Here is a 24,268-nt window from a genome sequence, read left to right on the forward strand (position 1 = left end):
TGGTCAGCGGGCTGCTGGTGTTCCACCACCTTCAGCCCGCGCTAATAATCTTTCGTTATGCTCTTCCTTTCCTGTTTTCTCCTGTTCAAATATACACCGTCCGCTTTGTAAACTCGCTGAAAGCTAAGTAATAGATTGCGAGGCATCTCTGAAAAACGGATTGTTTTTCCATTAACCATTTCGTTTACATCCTCTTCCCCATATCCTCTCCAGCATCCGTAATCGGCTATTTAGTTCTATTGGTGTGTCGATTTCCGGCATCGCATGCGAGCGAAATGGAGATGACAGAGAAAGGGATGACAGGCATGATGACACCACAAACGACACCACACGAGAGTCAGGCTATGAGCACTATCCACTTCAGGATTGATGACGACGTTAAACGACTTGCCATGCAGGCAGCCGAGCGCCAGAAGAAGACGCTGACTGAGGTTATGCGTCAGCGAGCGGAAGAGCTGGCTGCTGAAGAGCGGCACTATCAGGACAGTAAACATGATGCATGGCTGGAAGAGCAGATAGCGGCGGCATTCAGTCGTTATGATGCCGGCGAAAGTGAGTTCATCAGTAACGATGAAATGAATACCCGCATGGAAGAGCTTAAAGCGCAGGCCGCGCAGGGAACATTGTGATATCAGCCGTTCAATGGGAAAAACAGGCGCAGGCGGACAGGGAAATAATATTTCGTTATCTGTATCGTGAGGCTGGCCTGCTGGTAGCCAGTGCAACAGACGATAAGTTTACCCGGTTGGCCAGTCTGCTTAGCGAAAACCCGCGGGCTGGCACTAAAGTCGGAACAGAAAAACAGCTTAAACTGGTGGTGCCACGCTTACCGTTCATTATCATCTATGTAGCTGAAACAGATGCGGTTCGCATCCTGCGTATACTGCACACATCCCGAAAAATATCGGGTCGCTATCAAAGATAGTCTGCCACTCGAGCCTGCATCAGGTTGTCAGGCTCACGAGCTACGGTAGAGAGAGCGGTGCGCTCAGGAGGCCGATGAAATCATCAGCCCCAGCCACCGCACCCATCACGCCGCAGGCGGCGTTGTCCGTGCAAAGCTCTCGCGCTCAAACAGCGTTTCCGCCAGCTTCACCAGCGCCGGACGCTCAACGCACCAGTTTGGCACCACCCGGCGGAAATTGAGGTAGCCAATCATGCAGCCAGTAGCGATATCCGCCAGATTAAGCTGGCCGTTGTTAAGCCATTTGCCCTCCGCGGCCTTTGCTTCCAGCATATCGAGACTGCGCTGAATCTTTTCACGATTGCGCAATAGCACCTCTTCCGACTGCAAATCCCCCGGACGCATTTGCTCGCGCACGATCACCAGCGCGGCATCACTGACCCCATCCGCCAGCTTCTCCAGCTGGCGAATGTTAAGTGCCTCAAGCGGATCGGCAGGGAGTAAAGCCGGCTCCGCGCCGCGAAGTTCCAGAAACTCGGCGATGATGCTGGAGTCGAACCAGATTTGCTTATCGTCAGCAACCAGCGCCGGGACTTTGCCCAGCGGATTGTAGTGCGGCACGTGGCTGTCATCGCTGTAAGGCGATGCGTTAACGAATTCAAACGTAATGCCTTTTTCCAGCATGATAATCGAAATCTTACGCACAAACGGGCTGGTATAGCTGCCAATCAGTTTCATCGGGTTCTCCGGATTCAGTGACTATTCGCCAGGAAACATAAAGGGATTGAGACTGCTGCGAGCGAAGCCTTCCTGCTCCATCCGTGCATCCAGTATCAGCGACGCCAGGTCATCGGCCACCGGTTCGATCGCCGGATCTCTCTCCTGATAAAGCATCTTCAGGTAGGTGCCGCAGTCGCCACAACTCTCCGCCTTCACCGCCGCATGCTCGCTGTCGAGCGACCAGTAGTGCAGATCACGGGACTGTTCGCACTGGGTACATTTGCTGCGCACCACGTGCCATTCACTTTCGCACAGATTGCAGTGCAGATAGCGCGCACCTTCATGGCTGCCCATATGTACCACGCTGGCGACCGGCATACTGGCGCAGACCGGACAGAACTGGCGCTGATCGCCCATCTCAGCGCGTGCTTTGCCTGGGATCAGGGCCGCCATCTGCGCCCAGTAGAGCGAAAGCGCCGCCCAGATAAAGGGCGCTTTATCGCTGCTGACCAGCGCATAGTCGCCGGTAAACAGCGCGCTGGCCAGTGTCTCCAGCTCGGTGGCGGACGCCTTTTCCAGATTCTCCAGCACCGCCAGCGCCTGACCACTCATCTCCGGCTTCAGTTCGGCAATCAGCGAGTGCAGCAGCCGTTGCCAGTGCGCATCGCGCGGCAGGGTGTGAATGTTCAGTGGCGGCTTGCCCTCGCTGGCACTCTGCGTCAGTCGGGCATGCAGGTCGATGTGCAGCGGATGGTCATACAGCACAATCTCCTGCGCTTCAGCGATCATCGCCGCAAAGCGCAGATAATCGCCAAGTGGATTTTTCGCCGCCAGGTCGCGCAGTCGCGCGGCACGACGGCTGTATAAATTTTTCAGCCGTGGAAAAAGTAACGGCGGAATCATCTCCGCCGTTGTCTTTTCGCTTTTCTCCAGCTGGTCCTGCGGGATTATGCGAATACTCATCAGGGGCGTTTTTCCTGTTTTATTGGCGGATTACGCTGCTCACGATACCAGCGAGGGTGATGCTGTCTGGCCCATTCCGAGCTGACCCAGCCTTCCACCATCGCGGTCAGTGTGCCTTTGACCCACAATGCAGCATAAATATGCACCATAATGACGATGATCAGCGCAACCGCTGACACCGAATGCACAACCAGCGCCAGACGAATCAGCGGAATGGCAAAGGCATCAGCAAAGTAGGGTCGCCAGATCACAATGCCGCTGGCAAGCAGCAATACTAAGCTGATGATAGCAGCCCAGAACACACACTTCTGACCAAAGTTATATTTACCGGTATCGCCGACCTCTTCGTTCAGCGCAATCCGGTGAATATTTCTGGCCCAGTAAAGGTCATCGCGATTGATCAGGTTGTGTTTCCAGTAACGTAAAAACATCAGCATAAAAGCGGCAAACATCACCACGCCAACAAAAGGATGCAGAATACGCGCCAGTTGTGGCGTGCCAAAGATCTGCATCAGCCAGTTAAACGACGGAAAGAAAAACCCTAATCCGCTTAACGCAGCCATGACAAAGCAAATCGCGACGATCCAGTGATTGATACGTTCAGGTGCGCGATAGCGCACCAGATGATCGGGCTTTTTCATTATTGATGCTCCTCAGGCTGATCGTCGTTGTCGTCATGCTCTTCAGTGACGCGATTCGGGCCAACGCCGACATAGTGGTAAATGGAGGCGGCAAACGTGGCGGCAAAACCGACCGCCGCCAGCGGTTTCCAGATCCCCTTCCAGAAGGTCACGGTCGGGCTGATGCCCGGATTAGCAGGCAGACCGTGATAGAGCTGGGGTTTGTCAGCATGATGCAGCACATACATCACGTGAGTGCCGCCCACGCCTTCCGGATTGTAGAGACCCGCCTGCGCAAACCCGCGTGACTTCAGCTCCGCCACGCGTTCCTCCGCCAGCGTCAGCATGTCGCTTTTACTGCCGAAATGAATGGCACCGGTCGGACAGGTCTTCACACAGGCAGGTTCCTGGCCGACACTGACGCGATCTACGCACAGCGTGCATTTGTAGGCGCGGTTATCCTCTTTGTTTAGCCGTGGCACGTTAAACGGGCAACCGGCGATACAGTAACCACAGCCGATGCACTGCTCAGACTGAAAATCGACGATGCCGTTGGCATACTGAATGATGGCGCCTGCCGACGGACAGGCTTTCAGGCAGCCGGGATCGGCGCAGTGCATGCACCCATCTTTGCGAATCAGCCAGGCCAGCTTGCCGTTCTCTTCGACTTCGGAAAAGCGCATCACCGTCCAGGATTTGGCGGTCAGGTCGGTGGGATTGTCATAAACCCCGATGTTGTGGCCAACTTCATCGCGGATGTCGTTCCACTCGGAACAGGCGACCTGACAGCCTTTGCAGCCGATACAGGCGGTGACGTCGATAAGTTTCGCCACTTCGATCTTGTGATCGCGCGCCTGCGGCGGCGGGGTAAAACCATTGGTCGCAGAGCGACGGATAATATCTTGTGATTGATAAGCCATAGTCATCTGCCGTTACGCTTTTTCTACTTTCACTAAAAATCCCTTGTACTCCGGGGTCTGTGAGTTGGCATCGCCAACCGAAGGCGTCAGCGTATTGGCGAGGAAGCCTTTACGCGTGGTGCCTTCAAAGCCCCAGTGGCAGGGAATGCCCACGGTATCAACCGGCTTGCCGTCAACTATCAGACGCTGCAGACGACGCGTCACCACCGCTTTAGCTTTGATATAGCCGCGACGTGATGTGACCTTAACGGTGTCTCCGGCCTGAATGCCTTTCTCCTCAGCCAGCTCGGTGCCGATCTCGACAAACTGCTCCGGCTGCGCAATCGCATTCAGCAGGGCATGTTTGGTCCAGTGGCGGAACAGCTCGGTGATGGAGTAGGTGGTGGCGACGCAGGGATAGTCGGCGACCTCACCCAGCTGCGCGGCGTCGCTGCTGAACAGACGGACCACCGGACTGTGACGCTGCTGCGGATGCAGGGGGTTGTCGGCGAGCGGGCTTTCCATCGGTTCGTAGTGCTCCGGGAACGGGCCGTCGGCCATTTTATCGAGTGCAAACAGGTGGCCGAGACCATCGGGCTGCATGATAAACGGCCCGGCCTGCTTCTGCGGCGATAGCGTTACCGGATAATCCGGTACGTCGATGCCGTGCCAGCGTGCGCCATCCCACTCAATCAGGCGGCGCTGCGGATCCCAGGCTTTCCCCTGCGCATCAGCGGAGGCGCGGTTATAGAGAATGCGGCGGTTAGCGGGCCAGGCCCAGGCCCAGCCTGAGACCGCCCCCAGTCCCGACGGATCGGCGTTGTCGCGTCGGGCCATCTGGTTGCCTTCTGACGTCCAGCTGCCGCTGTAGATCCAGCAGGAACTGGCGGTGGTGCCGTCGTTACGCAGCTCAGAGAAGCTGTTTAGCTGCTGACCTTTTTTCAGCAGCAGTTTGCCACTGGCGTCGTAAATATCGGCCAGCGCCTGACCGTTGTTCTCCTGCGCCACCTCTTCCGGCTCAGGGTTAAACGGATCGCGGTAATCCCAGCGCATCGCCATCAGCGGCTCAGGGGCTGCACCGCCTTCCTGACGATAGAGCGCGCGCAGACGCATAAACAGGTTGCCGAGGATTTTGCCGTCGTGCAGCGCTTCCGCTGGCGGCTCGGCGGCTGCCCAGTGCCACTGCAGCCAGCGCGACGAGTTCGCCACCGAACCCGACTCTTCCGCGAAGCAGGAGGAGGGCAGACGAAACACTTCGGTCTGGATGGTCGATGGATCGACGTCGTTGAACGCATCGTGATGCTGCCAGAAGCTGGCGGTTTCCGTGCGAAGTGGGTCGATCACCACCATATATTTGAGGCGGGAAAGGGCCCGGACGGCTTTGTTTTTGTCCGGGAAGGCAGCCAGCAGGTTGAAGCCCTGAATCAGACAGCCGTTCAGCGCACCCTGCTCCATCATCTCTGCCTGCGCCATGCAGTCATAGGCCTTGTCCCACTTCGGCAGCCAGTCGTAGCCCCACTGGTTCTCCGCCGTGGCGTTATCACCGTAGAAACTCTTCATCAGGCTAACGAAAAACTTGTCGGTGTTCTGCCAGTAGTTGACCTGGTCCGGCAGTGTCGCCACCGGGGTGGCCTGTTGCAGGTAAGTTGCCAGCGTCGTCATCTTCTCAGACGGCAGCGGCAGATAGCCCGGCAGGCTCTGCGCCAGCAGGCCGAGGTCGGTATAACCCTGCACGTTGGAGTGACCGCGCAGCGCGTTAATACCGCCACCCGGCATACCGATGTTGCCCAGCAGCAGCTGGATCATCGCCGCCGTGCGGATAATCTGCGAACCGTTGGTGTGGTGGGTCCAGCCGAGCGCATAGAGGATGGTTGCGGTGCGATTGGGCACGCAGGTTGAGGCGAGCTGCTTGCACACCGTAATAAAGGCGTCCTGCGAAGTGCCGCACATCCGCGTCACCATTTCCGGGGTGTAACGGCTGGCGTGGGTTTTCAGCAGGTTCAGTACACAGCGTGGATGGCTGAAGCTCTCATCGCGTCGGGCGTGGCCGTTTTCATCCAGCTCATAGTGCCAGCTCTGGCGATCGTACTGACGGGTTTCCGCATCGTAGCCGCTGAATAACCCGTCGCTGAAGCTGAAGCCTTCGCTGACTATCAGGGCCGCGTTGGTGAAGGCGCGAACATACTCCTGCTGAATCTGATTGTGTTGCAGCAGATAGTTGATCACCCCCATCAGGAACACCACATCACTGCCCGCTCGCAGTGGCGCGTAGAGATCGGCGACTGCCGCAGAGCGGTTAAAGCGCGGATCGACCACGATGACCTGCGCATTGTTACGGGTTTTGGCTTCAATCACCCATTTAAAGCCAACCGGATGCGCCTCGGCGGGGTTGCCGCCCATGATCATCACCACGTTGGCGTTTTTGATGTCATTCCAGTTGTTGGTCATCGCACCGCGACCAAAGCTCGGGGCCAGCGCCGCCACGGTCGGGCCGTGACACAGGCGTGCCTGGTTTTCCAGCGCCAGAATACCCAGCGCGCGGGCAAATTTCTGATCGAGCAGGCCGGTTTCATTACTGGCGGCGGAGGAGCAGAGCATCGACGTGGTCGGCCAGCGGTTTACCGTCACGCCAGCGGCGTTGGTCGTCTGGAAATGAGCATCGCGATCCTGCTTCATCAGACGGGCAATGCGGTCAAATGCCTCATCCCAGCTGATGCGCTGCCATTTATCGGAACCCGGTGCACGGTATTCCGGGTATTGCAGGCGCTGTTCGCTGTGAATAAAGTCGAGCACGCCTGCGCCTTTCGGGCAGAGCGATCCGCGACTGACCGGATGGTCAGGATCGCCTTCGATATGGTAAATCGAGGCACGGGCATTTTTTGCGCCATCGCCCAGGCTGTAGATCAGCATCCCGCAACCGACTGAACAGTAGGTGCAGTTATTGCGTGTTTCTCTGGCACGAATGAGTTTGAATTCTCTGACGCTGGCTAACGCTGTGGTGGGGGCAAAACCAAGTAATGCTGCGCTGGTGCCCGCCAGCCCGCCAGCACAGATTTTGAAAAAACTCCGTCTGTTAATCTGCATCTTATCGTTCTTCTTTATTGGCTCCATTGCGAAGCCTTGCAAAATAGCAGCCCTGATTGCCTGTAAGTTGACCAGGGTCAACAGGTTAGTCATTAGTAATTATTTTTCTAAATTTTGTTAAATACCCTCGGTGGTGGATTTGCGCTGCAAGCAGATTTTCAGACGGTGCAGATAATTAGTGTTGTTTTATGCTTACCGATGTTAATGCGTGAAAGAGAACCATTCGCATTGTGCCCGCCAGCAGGCGTGGCTACGCCTTTTGGGGGAGAAAACCGCATGAATTGCCCCGCTGTTTATTTGCGCTGAATGGGGCTAAAAGGCAGAATCAAAGCACGCCAGTGCCCGGCCTCACCGGGCACTGAATGACATAATTTATTAACAACAGGTCATACTTTTTGAAAGCTATCCAGCCTGACTCAGGCGAAGATTTAACAATTCAGGCCGGCGTCAGCAGGGCGCAGGTGTGGCAGCGTAAAGATTTGACCGATGCGCAGGATGACTGGCTGGCGGATGAAGTGCCGGTGGCGCTGGTCTATAACGGCATCTCACACGTGGTGATGATGACTACGCCCAAAGATCTGGAGGCGTTTGCGCTGGGCTTCTCGCTGTCAGAGGGCATTATCGATGCGCCGGGCGACATTTTCGGCATGGACATCGTGCCGGGCTGTGACGGCATTGAGGTTCAGATTGAGCTTTCCAGCCGCCGTTTTATGGCGCTGAAAGCGCAGCGTCGCGCGCTGGCAGGCCGGACCGGCTGCGGCGTGTGTGGCGTTGAACAGCTGGATCAGATTGGCAAGCCGCTCCCTCCGCTGCCGTTTACCCAGACCTTTGCGCTGGAGCAACTGGATCGGGCGCTGGGTCAGCTGAAAGATTATCAGCCTGTCGGACAGAAAACCGGCTGCACCCATGCGGCCGCGTGGACCCAGCCCGACGGTCAGCTGGCCGGGGGTTGTGAAGATGTGGGTCGCCATGTGGCACTGGATAAGCTGCTGGGGTATCGCAGCCAGTCAGAGTGGGGACCGGGCGCGGTGCTGGTCTCCAGCCGCGCCAGCTATGAAATGGTGCAGAAGTCCGCCATGTGCGGCGTCGAGATCCTGTTCGCGGTTTCAGCCGCGACCCGCCTGGCGGTTGAGGTGGCTGAGCGCTGCAATCTGACGCTGGTCGGCTTCAGTAAACCCGGCCGCGCCACGGTCTACAGCCATCCTCAGCGACTGCGTTAAACCACCATCACCTCTGGCAGCGTCTGCTGCAATGCTTCAAGGGCGGCACCGTTGTCGCCGCCGCTGTCGGTAATCAGCATGGTGATCGTCTGCGGCGGCGCGTAAACCGTGCGGCTGACTACGCCCAGTTTGGTGTGATCGGCCAGCAGATAGCAGGCTGCAGATTGCTGCACCATCGCTCTGGCAATAGCCGCTTCATGCGGGTGAAAACTGCTGGCACCGCGATTCGCCTCAATGCCGACCGGCGACAGCAGCGCGACGTCGGCGCGATAGCGGACGATTTCACCCACGGTGATTTCGCCACGCGTCTGGTGCGCACCCGCTGTCATCATCCCACCGAGCAAAATAATCTGATTATTCAGCGGCCGATCTTCTTCTCCGGCGCTCAGCGCCAGCGCGGCCTGCAGGCTGTTGGTGACTATCGTCAGGCCGGAAAGGGCGTGGAGCGCCTCTGCCAGCAGGGTGGTGGTGGTGCCCGCATCCAGAAACAGCGTCTGTCCCGGCTGCAGCAACTGCGCAGCGGCGCGGGCAATGGCGCGCTTCTCGCGGGTCTGCGTACTGCGGCGTTGCGTCAGCGGCGGTTCAGCCGCCGTTTCAATCGCTACCAGTCCACCGTGAACGCGGCGCGCCAGACCCTGCGCTTCCAGCTCAATGATATCGCGGCGCGCGGTTTCGCGAGACACCCCCAGCTCCCTGATAATGCGCTCGGTACTGACCTGATTAAGTCGGGTCAGTAAGGCGCGAATACGATGAAGGCGCGTTTCCTGCAGCATAGAGGTTTCCTTATAAAGCGCGAAGAGCACGGATGATACGCCACTGACGCGAAAGATGCCGTCTGAATCAGAGGGAAGCTTAGCGCGGGGAACGGCCAGCGCCATGTGTATTTTGTTGTATTTGTGTATTTGGTTGCATTTTGGATTCAGGAAGGCATGATACAGGGGTCAACTCTTCCTCCTTCATCCTTGTCACGGGAGTCATTATGGCCACGCGTTCCACCATTATGGATACCAACAGTTTCCGCGCCGAACATGCCGATGCGCTCGACAGCGAAACGCGCAAACTCACCGATAAACGCAGCAAAGTGCTTGGCGAATCCTATCGCCTGTTCTATCGCAAACCGGTTCATCTGGTGCGGGGTGAAGGGCAATATCTGTGGGACGCGGCGGGCGATAAATATCTCGACGTCTACAACAATGTGGCGAGCATCGGCCATTGTCATCCGGCCGTGATTGAGGCGGTGACGCAGCAGATGAAAATGCTGAACACCCACACCCGTTACCTGCATGAGAATATCCTCGACTACAGCGAAGCGCTGCTGGCGACTACGCCTGCGGCGATCGATCGCGCGATGTACATGTGCACCGGATCGGAAGCGAATGATCTTGCTATCCGTGTGGCGCGCGCTTTCAGCGGCGGTACCGGGATTATTGTCAGTAAAGAGGCTTATCACGGCACCAGTGAGCTGACCTCCGGCGCTTCTCCGGCGCTGGGCAGTGGACAGCCGCTGGCACCCACCACGCGGCTGGTAATGCCGCCGGATGCGTATCGTGTGGATGCGCCGGAGTTGGGCGACTGGTTCGCTGACCAGATTCAGCAGCAGATTGATGATATGGCGGCGAACGGCATTAAATTTGCCGGTTTCCTGGCGGACTCGATCTTCTCCTCAGACGGTGTGCTGCCCAATCCGCGTGGCTTCCTGAAAAAAGCGGTCGAGGTAGTGCATGCCAATGGCGGCATCTTTATTGCCGATGAAGTGCAGCCTGGCTTTGGCCGTACTGGCGACGCCTTCTGGGGTTTTGGCCGCCATGATGTGGTGCCTGATGTGATTACTACCGGCAAGCCGATGGGCAATGGCATTCCGGTGTCCGGGCTGCTGGCAAAAAGTGAGGTGCTGGCCGCCTTCAGCGACTCAATTCCCTACTTCAATACCTTTGGTGGCAATCCGGTGGCGATGGCGGCGGCGCAGGCGGTGCTGAACGTGATCACCGAAGAGGGATTACAGGAACACAGCCGCGTGGTCGGCGCGAAGCTGCTGGCGGAGTTGCGGACGCTGATGGATCGTTATGAGTGCGTGGGCGATGTGCGCGGTGCCGGGCTGTTTATCGGCTTCGAACTGGTCACCGATCGTCACAGCAAAACGCCGGACAAAACCCTGGCGCTGAACCTGATCGAGAAACTGCGTGAACATCGTGTGCTGACATCTGTCGCCGGCCCGTATGGGAATGTACTGAAACTGCGTCCGCCATTGGCTTTCCAGGAAAGCGACATCGACTGGCTGGTTGGCGCACTCGACAACTCCCTGCGCGAGCTGGGTCAGTAAGGCACAGGGCAGGGCAGATGCGGCGTCCGGCCGGAACGCATGCCCGCTGACGGCCAGGCCACAGCGCGCCGCACGTCCTGTCGGATGAGGCAGAAAAGGCAGGGTCAGCAGCAGCATGCTGTAAAAACAACGGGTTGCTTTTGCCGGGTTTCGCAAATCCTTATGGTTAATAGGGCATTGATTACCCTTTTACGCTACATGAATTTAACTATAATGATTCGACTGCTTACGCGGCACGCCCCGAATTCGTCGTGCTGCTCACACTAAATGGAGAGGAAGAACATGAGTTATTCACTGCCATCCCTGCCTTACGCATACGACGCACTGGAACCGCATTTCGACAAGCAGACGATGGAGATCCATCATACTAAACACCACCAGACCTACGTGAACAACGCGAACGCGGCGCTGGAAGGTACTGAATTTGCTAATCTGCCGGTAGAAGAGCTGATCACCAAACTGGATCAACTGCCAGCAGACAAAAAAGGCCCACTGCGTAACAACGCTGGCGGCCACGCTAACCACAGCCTGTTCTGGAAAGGCCTGAAAACCGGCACCACGCTGCAGGGCGACCTGAAAGCGGCTATCGAGAAAGATTTTGGTAGCGTGGAAAAATTCCAGGAAGAGTTCGAGAAAGCCGCTGCGACCCGTTTCGGTTCTGGCTGGGCCTGGCTGGTTAAGAAAGGCGACAAACTGGCTGTGGTTTCAACCGCAAACCAGGATAACCCACTGATGGGCGAAGCGGTTGCCGGCGTTTCTGGCTTCCCGATTATCGGTCTGGACGTGTGGGAACACGCTTACTACCTGAAGTATCAGAACAAACGTCCTGATTACATCAAAGCGTTCTGGAACGTGGTTAACTGGGACGAAGCGGCAGCCCGCTTCGCGTCTGCTAAATAAGTTAACCAAACGTAAACGCAATGAAGATAAACCGGTGAAATCTATTTCGCCGGTTTTTTTTGTCCTTATTTTGTGCATTGCCAAAATGAAATGAAAATCGTCAATTATTGGTTTTAATGTTATTCCACATTAACTTTCCGTTGATATTGGCTATGTTATGTTCGGTGACATTCCTGCTTAACTCACTGTGTGTCGCTGACTATGTCAATTATCACTACTCACGAAACGACGACCGAATCCTCTGCTTCGCTTTTTTTCCAGTTAATCAGTGGGAAATACATTCCGGATAAACTCTGGATCAGTAAACGTTTCCGTCTGAAATTTGCGTTAAGAACCTTAATATCGCCGCTGACCACGCTGCATTATCTGGATGCGCTATCGCATCTGCCGCAACTTCCCTTGCTGATGAGCACCCAGGGATTGCTGCCCGCCAAGCTGCACCGGCCTTATCTGCGTTCAGGTCTGAGTATTGCTGCGCGTGCGCAGGCGATTCTCGACCACTACACGCTGATGAACAATCTCGAAAATCCTATGCTGCGTCAGCTGCTGCAGAGTGCTTCAGATAGTCCGCTGGCCACGCTGACCGGAAAAAATGGCGAGGCCTTTTTACTCTCATGCAGTTCCGGTTATTTTGATCGCGAAGGGGAAGTGACGCTGGTATTACGTTATAACGACGAAATTATTGCTTCGCTTTCTTTTTCGATTCTTAACGAGAATAACCAGCGCACCTTATTAATTGGCGGGTTACAGGGGCCGCGAAAACATATTAATAATGAGATGATCCGCGAAGCGACCAAAGCGGCTCACGGTCTCTTCCCGAAACGCCTGTTAATGGAAGCGGTATTTATTGTGGCGAAGCAGTGCGGCGTGGAAAGTATTCAGGCGGTAGGCGATGAGACGCATGTATTCCGCAGTCTGCGTTATCGCCACAGCAAAGGGGATAAGTTCTTTGCCAGCTACAGTGAATTCTGGCTGTCGCTGAGTGGTGAAGCGCGCAGGGATGGGATGTTTACGCTGCCGCTGAGTCTGCCCCGTAAAACGCTGGAGGAGATTGCCAGTAAGAAGCGGGCAGAGTATCGCCGCCGTTATGAGCTGCTGGATGCGCTGGCGGAGCAGGTTTATGCCGCCGCCGGCGAACGCAAAGCCGATGTCGATCAGGCTGCTGCCTGATCGACCTGTCAGAATGCGGTTTTAGCGAAGCCCGTCATCACTTTAAGACCCATCTCACGTCCCAGCGCGGTCATTGGATGCACCACCACCAGGCCGCGTACGCTTTTCTTCAGCGCACCCAGATTTGCCTGCTCTTTTTTGGTAATTTCGCGGCTGAAGCCCATTTTCTGCAGCTTCTGCGCTTCGGCACTCAGTTTTTCGACCCGCTGACCGCGCAGACGCTCAATCTCAATGACCAGCGTTTCTTTCTCTTTCAGCAACGCGCCCAGTTTCTCGGTATCACCCGACTCCAGTAACTGCGGCTCTTTGCGGTTCAGTGCGTCCAGCTTATCGCTGAGAAGTTTAATTTCGTTCTTTTCTTGCTCTTTCATGACAACAACTCGTTGAGGAAAACAGGCCAAGGATACACCAAATCTGACGTATATTCCCGGCCAGGTTAAGACGAAAAAGGCGTCGTGATGACGCCTGACAGGATTAGCTACCGGACTTTTTAAACGCCTGCTTCATACTGATGCGGGCGATCAGTTCGGTCAGCGACAGGACCATGGTGGACCGCACCATCTGCAGATAGCGCTGCTGTTGCATGCTGCGCAGCTCAGCATCATCGGTGTGAAACACCGGCGCAGGTGGCCAGGCAGTCACACAGTGCAGTTCACTAAACGGGCCGAGGATCTCATCGTCGGTGAAACGATAATCGCCGCTGTCGTGATTCAGCTCTTCACGCAGTGCCAGCAGCAGCTCAGCATCTTCATATTCGTGGCGACTGATTACGCCAAGTCCGTAAATGAGTTTCAGGCGAACCGAGAGTTCGCCCAGAGGGCCATCGCCCAGCAGCAGCGGTTCAACCGCATATTTAACCGCATAGTCATCTTTACGAAACACCTGCAGCACCAGCAGATTGACGGCTTCAGCCAATAGCTCAACGGCGGCGATCAGAAAGCTTCTCACCGAACGACCGGCGTTCAGGCGCTCAAGCACCCTGTTCTCAAAAGCCTGCTTCTCTTCCATTATTGCCTGCATGGGTTCAATACCGCCGTCGGGCGCAGGCGAACTGCGCCCGGCTTGCATCACTAACACGCGCGCATTATGCCATAGCGTGCCAGGCGCTCACCACAGAAGCCACGACTTCGCTGTCGGCATCCAGGCCTGAAATCTCAGCCAGCGTCGCCTGTGGGCCTTTTTCGGCCAGCAGCGTCGCCAGCTCCTGCGCCTGTGGGTCCTGATCGCTGTGATAGTGCATCGCGGCGGCAATGCCCTGCACCAGGCTGGCGTGCGGTAAACCATACTCCAGCGTGCCCAGCGTCGGCTTGATCAGGCGATCGCCCGCGCTGAGTTTACGCAGCGGCTGACGACCCACGCGCTCCACATCATCTTTCAGATACGGATTTTCAAATCGGCCCAGAATCTTCCGGATGTACGCCGCATGCTTCTCCGCATCGAAACCGTAACGCTTAATCACTACCGCGCCGCTCTCCTCCATTGCGCCTTTCACCACGGCCCGGATTTTTTCGTCAAGGATGGCGTCACGAATGGTCTGGTGACCGGCCAGCTGGCCGAGATAGGCGGTAATGGCGTGACCGGTGTTCAGGGTGAAGAGTTTACGCTCAACAAAGGCCATCAGATTATCAGTCAGCTCCATGCCCGGAATGGCTGGCAGGTCGCCTTTAAACTGGGTTTTATCCACGATCCACTCGCTGAAGGTCTCAACGGTCACTTCCAGCGGATCGGTGCTGCCTGCTTCAGACGGGGGCACGATGCGATCGACAGCGGAATCCACAAAGCCAACATGCTGCTCCAGCCAGGCGTGATACTGCTCCGGCAAGGCTTTCAGCACGTGCTGTTTCAGCTGGCTGGTGCCGCGTACCATGTTTTCACAGGCGATAATATTTAACGGACGAGTGTTGCCGTTGTCGCTGCGTTTTGCCAGCCCTTTAGCCACACTGCCGGCTATACGCTCCAGAATCTGCGGACCCACAGCGGTGGTGACCAGATCGACTTCAGACACCAGGGTGATGATTTCATCGCTGGTGCTGTTGACCGCACTGACGCCTTTAACGGTTTCCACTTTGGCCTGCTCGCCAACCACATGAACGGGATACTCATGACGCGCGTTCAGTGCATCCAGCACCGTCTGATTCACATCAGCAAAAACCAGTTCGATACCTGCATCAGCCAGTAATTTGCCGATAAAGCCGCGACCAATGTTTCCTGCTCCGAAATGTAACGCTTTCATAATTTTTGACCCATATCAAATGACGATGGGGCGGGCAAACCCGCCCCAGGAAATCGGGACGGGCATGACCGCCCCAGGGAAAATAATTGCTGTAAATTACGCGATTACAGGCTTGCCTGACAGCAGATCCAGCACTTCCTGCACGCTGGTAGTGTTGGCCAGCTTCTCAATCACGCTGTCATCATCCAGCGCGTTGGTCAGGCTGGTGATCACCTGAATGTGCTCGTTGTTGCGGGCCGCAATACCAATCACCAGGCGCGCCACATCGTCCGGCTCTTCGCCGAACAGAACGCCTGCCGGATACTGACAGAACACTACGCCGGTTTTCAGCACGCGATCTTTCGCTTCAACCGTGCCGTGTGGCACTGCGATCGACTCACCCAGATAGGTCGGCGTCAGTTTTTCACGCGCCAGCATCGCATCAATATATTCAGGTTCAACATAACCGCCTTTCACCAGCTGTTCGCCGGCAAAGCGAATCGCCTGCTCTTTGTTACTGGCGGTCAGACCGAGGAAGACATTATCTGCGCCCAGTTTAAACAGGTGCGCATTGCCTTCATCAAAGCTGTCTGAGAGCGCGGTGTTCACCGTTTCACGATGCACATCGCTGCGGTTAGCTGCCACCAGACGTTCGGTCAGGGTGCTGTAGAGCGCGCTGTCGAGGAAGTTATTCAGCGAGATATGCTGCGCATGTGGTGCCTGGCGAATGGCGCGTTCAGTCAGGTCACGATGCGTAATCACCAGATCGACATCACCCGGCAAGGCGTTGATCGCAGTGTTGGTTACCGACACATTGCTCAGACCGGCATCCTGCACTTTCTTGCGCAGCACGCCTGCACCCATGGCGCTGGAGCCCATACCGGCGTCACAGGCAACAATGATTTTTCGCACATGATGCAGCTCGACGCTCATCGCATCGCTGGCGACGGCACCGCCCGCTATGCTCTGGCCTTTAGACTGCGCTTTCATCTCATGCATGCGCTGGGTCGCGGCTTCAATATCGTCATCTTCTTTGACTTTGCTGGTTTTCAGCAGGATAGCGGAAACCACGAAGGAGACGGCGAAGGCGGCAGCAATAGCCGCGATGTTCGCGAAGTAAGCACCTTTTGGCGTCATTGCCAGTACGGCCAGGATAGAACCCGGTGAGGCAGGAGAGACCAGACCACCGTTCAGCAAGGTCAGCGTGAAGACGCCAGTCATACCGCCCAGGATAACCGCCAGCAGCAGACGAGGGGCCATCAGCACATAGGGGAAGTAGATTTCATGGATGCCGCCGAGGAAGTGGATAATTGCCGCACCGCCCGCAGACTGTTTAGCACTGCCACGGCCAAAGAACATGTAGGCCATCAGCACGCCCATACCCGGACCCGGGTTGGCTTCGATCAGGAAGAAGATCGACTTGCCCGCTTCGCTGGCCTGCTGGATGCCCAGCGGTGAGAAGATGCCGTGGTTAATGGCGTTGTTGAGGAACAGGATTTTGGCCGGTTCCACGAAGATGGAAGTCAGTGGCAGCAGGTTGTTCTGCACCATCAGATTCACGCCCGCGGCGAGAATGTGTGACAGACCTTCAACCAGCGGACCAATCGCCAGGAACGCCAGTAGTGCCAGGATCATCCCGATAATACCGGCCGAGAAGTTGTTAACCAGCATCTCGAAGCCGCTTTTGATTTTGCCGTCAATCGCCCGGTCAAACGACTTAATCGCCCAGCCGCCCAGCGGACCGGCAATCATCGCACCGAGGAACATCGGCATATCCGCACCGACAATCACACCCATGGTCGTAATCGCGCCGACCACGCCGCCGCGATCGCCGCCCACCAGACGCCCACCGGTAAAACCGATCAGCAGAGGCAGCAGGTAGGTGATCATCGGGCCAACCAGTTTGGCCAGCGTTTCGTTAGGGATCCAGCCTGTTGGAATAAACAGTGCGGTGATGATACCCCAGGCGATAAACGCCCCGATGTTCGGCATCACCATATTACTCAGAAAGCGACCAAAGCTCTGTACTTTGACCTTCACTGATGAGGACATAAACCCACCCCTTATTGAGACGCGCTGCAATAGGAGAGCGCGCTTGTTTTTGTTTAGCCACCCCGACTCACAGCCGGTGGTATTACTGTATGCACGCGGACTCTATCACGCGAATTTAACGCTGCGTAGCAGGTAAGCAGCGTGTGACTTTGATCACTGTTTTAAGGGGGGTGTAAGGGGGTTTAGTGTGATATTCATCACAGTATGGCTATCGCAAGGGGCAATTTCATACCTGAAATGAGAGAGGGTGGTCTCTTTAGTGTGATGCTAATCACATTAATTAGGGCGCTGTTTATTTCTGAAGTGTGATTTTAATCACAATATAAAACTGCCGGAAGCACAATTTCTGCTCGGTTTTAAGAGGTGTGATCAATAGTTGCTCAGTTCTTCAGGTATCCTGATGGTCAATCAGGGGAAAGCGTTGTAAATAGTCAGAAGGGATAAAAGATAATGGTTTTCCCTGGGCTGGTGCATTGCAGAAGAATTACAATTAAAAAAATTAAAAAGCTCTGTGTATGTCAGCGCCCAAATTAAAGTGGTTGAGCATTGAATAGAAAAAACGTGAGTTCCGACAGCCGAGTTTATTAAGTGCTTTATGCTTATAAATCAGAACAGTTTTATCGCATATGCCTAATGACATGCCGATCATGTTAATGCTGTCACCTTTGATTAGCCTGTTTAAGACCTGCGATTCTCGTTTAGTAAAATGCACTGATGCCGGAGTTATTCGGTCACTGTCTCCTTTTGCATGTATTAACCCACCCATGACAGATTGTAACATCTTAACCAGGGGTTGCCTTCGTTCAATCAGCTGTGCATTGACAGTAACAAAATCTGATGTGAGTTTCTGATACTTGTTACTGTATAAAAAAAAGATGCTGTTTCTCAGCGCGGCGTTTTTAATAACTCTGAACGTATCGTTATCAATTTCAGTGATAAAGTTAAATATATCCAGAATAAAAACCGACTCTACATGGTTCATAAGCATCGTCAGCAATAGCGACGAGTTGTATGCACTGGTTGTATAAGTTTCCCCTCTGTAATCAGCTACGCCACGCCTGAAAAACATATCGTCTGTTATAAAAATAACAGACTTTTTTATACTTCCGGATTCCACAAGTTCCATATTCATTGCCTCCGCGTTCGGTTCAGAAAAATTATACCAAATGAAAGGAACAATCAATTCATGCAGGTTGTATATTAATTCCTAAAAACAGGGGGAGATCTTTATTTCTCGCAGCGTTTTCATAATAGTTTTACTATCAAAAATTATGCGGAAGGAATCGATGTGACTCAGTTATTGTTAATTATTGCCTTGTTTTTTTTGATATTCTACAGTGCTTATCTGCATATCAAAGTCCGCAAAAGAAAGAAGATCATTAGCCGGAGGAAAGACAACAGGCTGTAAGTAATTCATTTCTGTGCCAGCCAGGAATGGCAGGAAGGTATTATTGATCGTGTAATATGATTATGTGGATTAACAGAATGGTTTTAATGTTAAAGGTTGATGAAAATATCGAGTTATTATTTCGCGTGAATTAACTTTACTCTTCATTTCAGGAAAAAGTCATAAGCGCTTAAATAGCGAAAATGAATTTAACAGATGAATGATTCGCGCATCAGACAGGAATACACTCTTCCTGGCTGATGCGGCACTTTAGCGCAGAGTGGCAGATACCACCCTGAAATGAAGATTAGCGAATTGATCCCTGCGTAATCTGCTGGGCCTGAGGAAGCGCCTGAGCATTGGCTGATAAGGTGCTCATCAGCGCGTTATATTGTGAAGCCTGATCCTGCGTCGGGAACTGCACGCCGCCATCATTGAAGCTGACACGGTTTCCCTGCGTTTGCAGGAAATCGCCGGTCTGCACGGCACCCTGGCTCAGCGCCTGGAGTTTTGGCAGCAGCGGAATCAGCTGATTGGCGGGCACCGTCACCACTTTGTTGTAGGCGGTGTCATAGACTTTTTTCAGGTCATCCGGCTGCTTCAGGGCTGCTTTGCTGCTGTCCGCCTGCATTTTTGCACTTTCAATCTGCTGGGTAACGATCACCAGTGCACTGTTCGCCTGACGCAGGGAATCACGACGGCTCAGATAATCCTGCGGAACGCGAATGGCCGAAAGCTCATCCACTACCGGACGCATACCCTGCTCAACGGCCTTGTTCGCCTGCTGTGAGAAGCCATACATGATGGCGTAATCGCTGGCGAAGTTGCCAAAGCTCTGTTTCTGATTCTCGCTAAGGCTGGGCAGATGTTCGCCGCTGCGCATGACGGTGTTCTGGAGGAAATCGATAAATGCTTTGCGCTGCTCGCCTTCTTTATCACCGCACGCGGTGAGTTGCAGCGCAATCAGTGCGCCAGCGAACATCATGCCGCCGCGTGCCATAAGGCGTGTAAGTCCTGAAGCCATGGGTTCAACTCCTGTCGGTGATACTGTCGGATGTCCAGGTAAGAATGGGCTAAAGAATAGAACAAACCCGCATCACGGCACAATGTGAAACCACCTGTGAAACAGATGCTTTCTGAAACACCGGTTAAAGAACGGGATCGTGTGCACGTCAGTGCAAGCTGCTTTCCCTGCTATTGCGGGCTTCAGCGTGCAGCTGAAAGGCACGCTTAGCGGCCTGACGCGCGCTGGCGCGGCCTTAAAACACCACTGCCTGTCCATCTTTACGACTCTCGCTGGCTGCAATATAGAAGCCCTGCGGATCGCGTACGATTGCCTGTGCGCCACCAAAGTTGTAGTTACTCAGAGGGTCTTCCAGCACCACATTGTGCCCCATACGGCGCAGCGTGCTCAGGGTATTGCGATCGAGAGTGGATTCAAACACCACCTCGCGTCCCTGTACCACGCGCCAGCGCGGCGCATCAATGGCGGCCTGCGGATTCTGGCGGTGCAGCATAATGCGCAACGCCAGCTGAACGTGTCCCTGCGCCTGCATCGGGCCGCCCATCACGCCAAACGCCATCAGCGGCTGGCCCTGCTGATCCAGCGCAAAGGCCGGAATGATGGTGTGGAAGGGCCGCTTACCGCCTGCCACAACGTTGGGATGCGCCGGGTCGAGTGAAAAGCCCGCGCCACGGTTTTGCAGGCTGATGCCGGTATCGGGTACGACCACGCCGGAGCCAAAGCCCATGTAATTGGACTGGATGAAAGAGACCATCATGCCGCTGGCATCCGCTGCTGCCACATACACCGTGCCGCTTTGCTGCGGAGATCCAAAGCGGAAATCGCCTGCCTTGTCAGGATCAATCAGCGCGGCCCGCTGGCAGATGTACTCTTTGCTTAGCAGTAACTCAGCCGGAAATTCGAGGTGATCCTCGTCGGAGACATAACGGTCCAGATCAACCAGCGCCAGTTTCATCGCCTCAATAGAAAGATGCAGCCACTGCGGTGAATCAGGTGCATAACGATTGATCTCCCACGCTTCCAGAATGCCGAGCGCAATTAAGGTCGCGATCCCCTGACCATTCGGCGGCAGCTCCTGCACCGATCCCCCGGCAAACGGATGCGACAGCAGGGTCACCCAGTTGGCGCGATGGTTTTTCAAATCCTCCAGCGTCAGCGCCGCGTTATGTTCACGAGCAAAGGCTGCCATCTTCTGCGCCAGTGCGCCGCGATAAAAACTTTCGCCCTCAGTCTCAGCGATCTCCTGAAGGGTGCGGGCCTGCGCCGGGTTGCGAAACAGCTCGCCCATGCGCGGTGGTCGGCCCTGCGGCGCAAAGCAGTCGCTGAAGCCAGGCTGATCCTGCAGCTTGTCATAGCCGCGCTGCCAGAGCTGGCCAATCAGCGGCGATACCGGAAAGCCGTCGCGCGCATAGTCGATTGCCGGTTGCGCCAGGGTAGTCAGCGGTAAGGTGCCGAAGCGCTGCGCCAGTGTCACCCATGCCGAGACGGCTCCCGGCACAGTGACAGACTCCCAGCCGGTTTCAGGCATCGCGCTCAGAGCGGCAAAGCGTTCGGGATGCCAGGCAGCGGGTGCCCGGCCTGACGCGTTTAAGCCATGCAGCGCGCTGCCGTCCCAGACAATCGCAAACGCATCACTGCCGATGCCGTTTCCGGTCGGCTCCAGCACGGTTAAGGCGATGGCGGTGGCGATAGCCGCATCCACGGCGTTCCCGCCCTGTTGCAGCATCCGTAAACCCGCCTGCGCCGCCAGCGGTTGTGAGGTCGCGACGGCATTGCGGCCCATCATCGGCACGCGATGAGACGGATAGCTGACGTTAAAATCTGTTTCACGCATCGCTTTTCCTTAAAGAGGTCAGGAGAGAATTTTTCCGTCGTCAGTACGCGATTAACGGCTGCACGTTTAGCGCGCAAAGGACTTGCTTTTAGCCGCCAGCTGCACCGTTATGAGGCGTCAGCCGTTTCGTTAGGGTGACTGTTGATTTATCTGACGATACCGGGGCGTTCATAATAAAAGATTTCCCCGCACTGCACTGTGAACCGCCGCGCGCCAGGGGCCAGGTGCTGGCCAGGACTATTCTTAAATTAATCAGAGCTGTGAATATAAGTGTTCAGGAAGTAAACCATTGGCGTATATTTTGCACTCACAAGGTGAAGGGGTGTAGTGCTTCACAGAAATGAGAATATGCCAGAGCAAAGCTTGATGGCATCCACATAAATTGCAAACACCATTTGATTTTTTTGCGCGCTATAACAGCACAAAAATCAACTGCCTCAGCAGGTTAGAGGCGCTGGAACATTTCCGGCAAACCATAATGAAAAAAATAATTATAAATTGCGCGGCAAATAGTCAGGTCTCTATCCATACTTAGTCTCCCGGCATTTGTTGCATTGATCTGACATCTTTAAAGCAGTGCACCGCAGGCTGTGTCCCGTAATGGTTTTTATCATAACAAAAACAAACCCTTGCGGGATCCAGCCTGAAACAGGCCCGGTTTCAGAGTCCTGACTTCAGGCTCGTACCTCTCTACTTTACTTTCACGTGCTTCATAGTGAGTTTTAAGGAGTTCTCTATGGAATTAAAAGACCCGATGTTTGAATTGCTCAGCAGCCTTGAGCAGATTGTTTTGACACGTGATGATCGCGCCGCCGAGTTACTTATTCAGCGTCAGCAACCCGCCCAGCCAGAACCGCAGCGTCTGCGTGAAATGACCGGCATGCAGGTTGATGAATTTGCAAAAGTAATGGGCGTGAGCGTCTCTTCCGTGAAAAGCTGGGAAGCACGGCGTACCCGTCCTTCCGCGACGGCGCAAAAATTAATGAAGTTATTGCATGCCAATCCCTATCTGGGACGGCAGTTGCTTGAATAAACAGGTATTACGAAGAGAACCCGCCGCTGGCGGGTTTTTTTATGCACGCATTTCGCTGTATTTAGCGGCCTGTTTCACAAACCAGCTCTCTGGCACGTTGTAGGGTGGCTCCCGCAGCTGGGCAAGGCCGTTTTCAATGATCGTCGACGCCTGTTGCCATAACTGTGCATCGCCCTCCTTCAGCAGCGCAATCTGTATCTGTTTTTCCACCAGATAGACCCGCGCAAAGTCAGGATCAAAACGCACAATCGCGCGGGTATTGTCGATGATGTCAGCCAGTTTGATGGTCTGCGCTTCAGGACTGGCGCTGGCCGTATGGCGAAAGTGCGCCAGTTTACGAGCCGCCCGATTTTTTGCGGCGGTGGGTGTGCTGTCGGTCAGCATTTCCACCAGACTGGCTACACGTTGACCAAAGTGGGCTTCGATATCCCCCAGCGTGGCAGAGGTATCTTCTACGGTGTCGTGCAGCCAGGCGGCTGCTAACATGGCATCGTCATGAGTGACGCTGCGCACCAGTTCCACCACGGCTGCCGGATGAACAACGTAAGGCTCATCGGTATATTTGCGGCGCTGACCGGCACCAGCATGTGCCTCAGTGGCGAAACGACGCGCCTGTTCTTCCAGTGAATCCTGCATGCTATTTCTCCTGACAAAAAAGTTTGCTTGCAATTATCTAGCGCGCTATCTATATTAATCACCATGAACTGTGATCAAGATGACAAAAAAGTGAAAACGATGCCACTGTTGGTCGATCAGCAACTCTGCTTTGCGCTTTATTCTGCCAATCTGGCGATGAATAAAGTCTATCGCCAGTTGCTGAGCCAGCTCGACATTACCTATCCGCAGTATCTGGTGATGCTGGTGTTGTGGCAGAAAGATGATGTCACGGTGTCAGAGATTGGCGAGCAGCTTTTTTTAGACTCGGCAACATTAACGCCACTGCTGAAGCGGCTGGAAAGCGCAGGTCTGATTTACCGCCAGCGCACCCGGCAGGATGAACGCCAGGTTGCGGTAACGCTGACTGAGGCTGGCCGCGCGCTGCGCGTTAAGGCTGAAGCGATTCCTGAAGCGGTTAAATGTGCCACAGCCTGTGACGATGACGCCCTGCTGGCGCTGAAATTACAGCTCGATGGGTTGCGTGATAACCTGAATCAATCACGATAAATATTGCCGACGGATGCGCTGCATCCGTTGAACCTCACCGCCTGATTACGGTTAAATAAGTCGCGGGCGATTAAATAGCGTAACGGAGAAATGTCATGTCTTTAGAACAAGTGGTTTACCGCGCCAAAGCCAAAGCAACCGGTGGTCGTGATGGTCGTGCAACCTCTTCTGACGGTGTACTGGACGTTAAACTGGGCGTGCCAAAAGAGATGGGCGGTGCAGGCGGTGAAGTGACTAACCCTGAGCAGCTGTTTGCTGCAGGCTACTCTGCCTGCTTCCTGGGCGCGATGAAGTTTGTTGCAGGCCGCGACAAAATCGCGATGCCAAAAGATGCGTGGATTGAAGGTGAAGTCGGTATCGGTCCGATCCCTGACGGCTTTGGTATTGAAGCCACGCTGAACATTCATCTGCCAGAGATGGATGAAGCAGAAGCGCAGAAGCTGGTTGATGCGGCGCATATCGTTTGTCCTTATTCAAACGCTACCCGCAATAATATCGACGTTACACTGAACATCATTCGCTAAGCGTACTGCGGGCCTGATACCATCAGGCCCGCATTTTTTCACATCCTCTCTCCTGCTGTTTTCTGCGTCAGTCAGCCAATAGCTACTGTCAGCCATGTACAAAAAATGTGCTAATCCGGTCGACAAAGATTATTTTCTGGTCTATCAAACGCGGCCATGCTTTACTGAGCCACCTTGCGTTATAGCCAGTAAATCCGTTCAGAATTTTCCTTCATCTTGTCCGGTCCGCTTATTCAGC

General features: G+C 54.7%; 23 protein-coding genes. 9 read left to right on the forward strand and 14 right to left on the reverse strand.

Going from position 1 to position 24,268, the window contains the following annotated elements:
- The first annotated feature begins 344 nt into the window (after window positions 1–344).
- Window positions 345–629, forward strand: a complete 285-nt coding sequence (locus F3I44_RS16160; RefSeq protein ID WP_150013409.1) for a damage-inducible protein J — start codon at window positions 345–347, stop codon at window positions 627–629.
- Window positions 626–925 carry a type II toxin-antitoxin system RelE/ParE family toxin gene (locus F3I44_RS16165; RefSeq protein ID WP_150013381.1) on the forward strand — a complete coding sequence of 100 codons (300 nt, stop codon included), beginning with the start codon at window positions 626–628 and terminating at the stop codon, window positions 923–925. Before F3I44_RS16160 ends, F3I44_RS16165 begins: the two co-directional genes overlap by 4 nt.
- Window positions 926–1,030: 105 nt before the next feature.
- Here the strand turns inward: F3I44_RS16165 and F3I44_RS16170 are convergent, their stop codons facing one another.
- Genes F3I44_RS16170 through fdnG form a run of 5 tightly spaced genes read right to left on the reverse strand, consistent with a single transcriptional unit; the run spans window position 1,031 to window position 7,190 of the window.
- Complete coding sequence (locus tag F3I44_RS16170) at window positions 1,031–1,642, reverse strand: glutathione S-transferase (protein ID WP_150013379.1); 612 nt, start codon at window positions 1,640–1,642, stop codon at window positions 1,031–1,033.
- 21 nt (window positions 1,643–1,663) lie between these two features.
- Window positions 1,664–2,587 (reverse strand): formate dehydrogenase accessory protein FdhE, encoded by a 924-nt coding sequence (gene fdhE, locus F3I44_RS16175; protein ID WP_150013377.1) that lies wholly within the window; start codon window positions 2,585–2,587, stop codon window positions 1,664–1,666.
- Window positions 2,587–3,228 carry a formate dehydrogenase cytochrome b556 subunit gene (gene fdoI / locus F3I44_RS16180; protein ID WP_150013375.1) on the reverse strand — a complete coding sequence of 214 codons (642 nt, stop codon included), beginning with the start codon at window positions 3,226–3,228 and terminating at the stop codon, window positions 2,587–2,589. Before fdoI ends, fdhE begins: the two co-directional genes overlap by 1 nt.
- Entirely contained in the window at window positions 3,228–4,127 is a 900-nt protein-coding gene (gene fdxH, locus F3I44_RS16185) for a formate dehydrogenase subunit beta (RefSeq protein WP_150013373.1), read from the reverse strand. Before fdxH ends, fdoI begins: the two co-directional genes overlap by 1 nt.
- A gap of 12 nt (window positions 4,128–4,139) precedes the next feature.
- Complete coding sequence (gene fdnG / locus F3I44_RS16190) at window positions 4,140–7,190, reverse strand: formate dehydrogenase-N subunit alpha (RefSeq protein WP_150013371.1); 3,051 nt, start codon at window positions 7,188–7,190, stop codon at window positions 4,140–4,142.
- Between the two features lie 395 nt (window positions 7,191–7,585).
- Here fdnG and fdhD point away from each other — a divergent pair, with 395 nt between their 5' ends.
- Window positions 7,586–8,410, forward strand: a complete 825-nt coding sequence (fdhD, locus tag F3I44_RS16195) for a formate dehydrogenase accessory sulfurtransferase FdhD (RefSeq protein ID WP_150013369.1) — start codon at window positions 7,586–7,588, stop codon at window positions 8,408–8,410.
- Here fdhD and F3I44_RS16200 read toward each other — a convergent pair.
- Window positions 8,407–9,183 (reverse strand): DeoR/GlpR family DNA-binding transcription regulator, encoded by a 777-nt coding sequence (locus tag F3I44_RS16200; RefSeq protein WP_150013367.1) that lies wholly within the window; start codon window positions 9,181–9,183, stop codon window positions 8,407–8,409. The genes fdhD and F3I44_RS16200 overlap by 4 nt on opposite strands.
- Before the next feature lie 206 nt (window positions 9,184–9,389).
- Here F3I44_RS16200 and F3I44_RS16205 point away from each other — a divergent pair, with 206 nt between their 5' ends.
- The 3 genes from F3I44_RS16205 to F3I44_RS16215 all read left to right on the forward strand — a co-directional run bounded on the left by F3I44_RS16205 (window position 9,390) and on the right by F3I44_RS16215 (window position 12,800).
- Window positions 9,390–10,730 (forward strand): aspartate aminotransferase family protein, encoded by a 1,341-nt coding sequence (locus tag F3I44_RS16205; protein WP_150013365.1) that lies wholly within the window; start codon window positions 9,390–9,392, stop codon window positions 10,728–10,730.
- Window positions 10,731–11,012: 282 nt separating this feature from the next.
- Window positions 11,013–11,630 (forward strand): superoxide dismutase [Mn], encoded by a 618-nt coding sequence (gene sodA / locus F3I44_RS16210; RefSeq protein WP_135910493.1) that lies wholly within the window; start codon window positions 11,013–11,015, stop codon window positions 11,628–11,630.
- A gap of 201 nt (window positions 11,631–11,831) precedes the next feature.
- On the forward strand, window positions 11,832–12,800 hold the full coding sequence (locus F3I44_RS16215; RefSeq protein ID WP_150013363.1) for a VirK/YbjX family protein: 969 nt from the start codon (window positions 11,832–11,834) through the stop codon (window positions 12,798–12,800).
- Between the two features lie 8 nt (window positions 12,801–12,808).
- Here F3I44_RS16215 and F3I44_RS16220 read toward each other — a convergent pair whose 3' ends face one another.
- The 7 genes from F3I44_RS16220 to F3I44_RS16250 all read right to left on the reverse strand — a co-directional run bounded on the left by F3I44_RS16220 (window position 12,809) and on the right by F3I44_RS16250 (window position 21,309).
- Complete coding sequence (locus tag F3I44_RS16220; protein WP_150013361.1) at window positions 12,809–13,171, reverse strand: YibL family ribosome-associated protein; 363 nt, start codon at window positions 13,169–13,171, stop codon at window positions 12,809–12,811.
- A 103-nt stretch (window positions 13,172–13,274) separates the two neighbouring features.
- Window positions 13,275–13,868 (reverse strand): mannitol operon repressor MtlR, encoded by a 594-nt coding sequence (gene mtlR / locus F3I44_RS16225; protein ID WP_190285958.1) that lies wholly within the window; start codon window positions 13,866–13,868, stop codon window positions 13,275–13,277.
- Window positions 13,869–13,884: 16 nt separating this feature from the next.
- A complete protein-coding gene (mtlD, locus tag F3I44_RS16230; RefSeq protein ID WP_150013359.1) occupies window positions 13,885–15,033 on the reverse strand; it encodes a mannitol-1-phosphate 5-dehydrogenase in 1,149 nt (382 codons plus the stop codon).
- Between the two features lie 96 nt (window positions 15,034–15,129).
- On the reverse strand, window positions 15,130–17,064 hold the full coding sequence (locus tag F3I44_RS16235; protein ID WP_150013357.1) for a PTS mannitol transporter subunit IICBA: 1,935 nt from the start codon (window positions 17,062–17,064) through the stop codon (window positions 15,130–15,132).
- 499 nt (window positions 17,065–17,563) lie between these two features.
- Complete coding sequence (locus F3I44_RS16240; RefSeq protein ID WP_150013355.1) at window positions 17,564–18,196, reverse strand: helix-turn-helix transcriptional regulator; 633 nt, start codon at window positions 18,194–18,196, stop codon at window positions 17,564–17,566.
- A gap of 562 nt (window positions 18,197–18,758) precedes the next feature.
- On the reverse strand, window positions 18,759–19,475 hold the full coding sequence (locus tag F3I44_RS16245; RefSeq protein ID WP_150013353.1) for a DUF3053 domain-containing protein: 717 nt from the start codon (window positions 19,473–19,475) through the stop codon (window positions 18,759–18,761).
- 235 nt (window positions 19,476–19,710) lie between these two features.
- Entirely contained in the window at window positions 19,711–21,309 is a 1,599-nt protein-coding gene (locus tag F3I44_RS16250) for a gamma-glutamyltransferase family protein (RefSeq protein WP_150019490.1), read from the reverse strand.
- Between the two features lie 736 nt (window positions 21,310–22,045).
- Here F3I44_RS16250 and F3I44_RS16255 point away from each other — a divergent pair.
- Window positions 22,046–22,342 carry an HTH-type transcriptional regulator gene (locus tag F3I44_RS16255; protein ID WP_010257438.1) on the forward strand — a complete coding sequence of 99 codons (297 nt, stop codon included), beginning with the start codon at window positions 22,046–22,048 and terminating at the stop codon, window positions 22,340–22,342.
- A gap of 39 nt (window positions 22,343–22,381) precedes the next feature.
- Here F3I44_RS16255 and F3I44_RS16260 read toward each other — a convergent pair whose 3' ends face one another.
- Window positions 22,382–22,978, reverse strand: a complete 597-nt coding sequence (locus tag F3I44_RS16260; RefSeq protein WP_150013349.1) for an HD domain-containing protein — start codon at window positions 22,976–22,978, stop codon at window positions 22,382–22,384.
- Window positions 22,979–23,041: 63 nt separating this feature from the next.
- On the opposite strand from F3I44_RS16260, the gene F3I44_RS16265 reads away from it, so the two are divergent.
- Window positions 23,042–23,506 carry a MarR family winged helix-turn-helix transcriptional regulator gene (locus F3I44_RS16265; protein WP_150013347.1) on the forward strand — a complete coding sequence of 155 codons (465 nt, stop codon included), beginning with the start codon at window positions 23,042–23,044 and terminating at the stop codon, window positions 23,504–23,506.
- A gap of 95 nt (window positions 23,507–23,601) precedes the next feature.
- Window positions 23,602–24,030, forward strand: a complete 429-nt coding sequence (locus tag F3I44_RS16270) for an organic hydroperoxide resistance protein (RefSeq protein WP_013359635.1) — start codon at window positions 23,602–23,604, stop codon at window positions 24,028–24,030.
- Window positions 24,031–24,268 lie beyond the last annotated feature (238 nt).

The organism is Pantoea sp. F_5 (assembly GCF_008631595.1).
GTDB classification, from domain to species: Bacteria; Pseudomonadota; Gammaproteobacteria; order Enterobacterales; family Enterobacteriaceae; genus Pantoea; species Pantoea gossypiicola.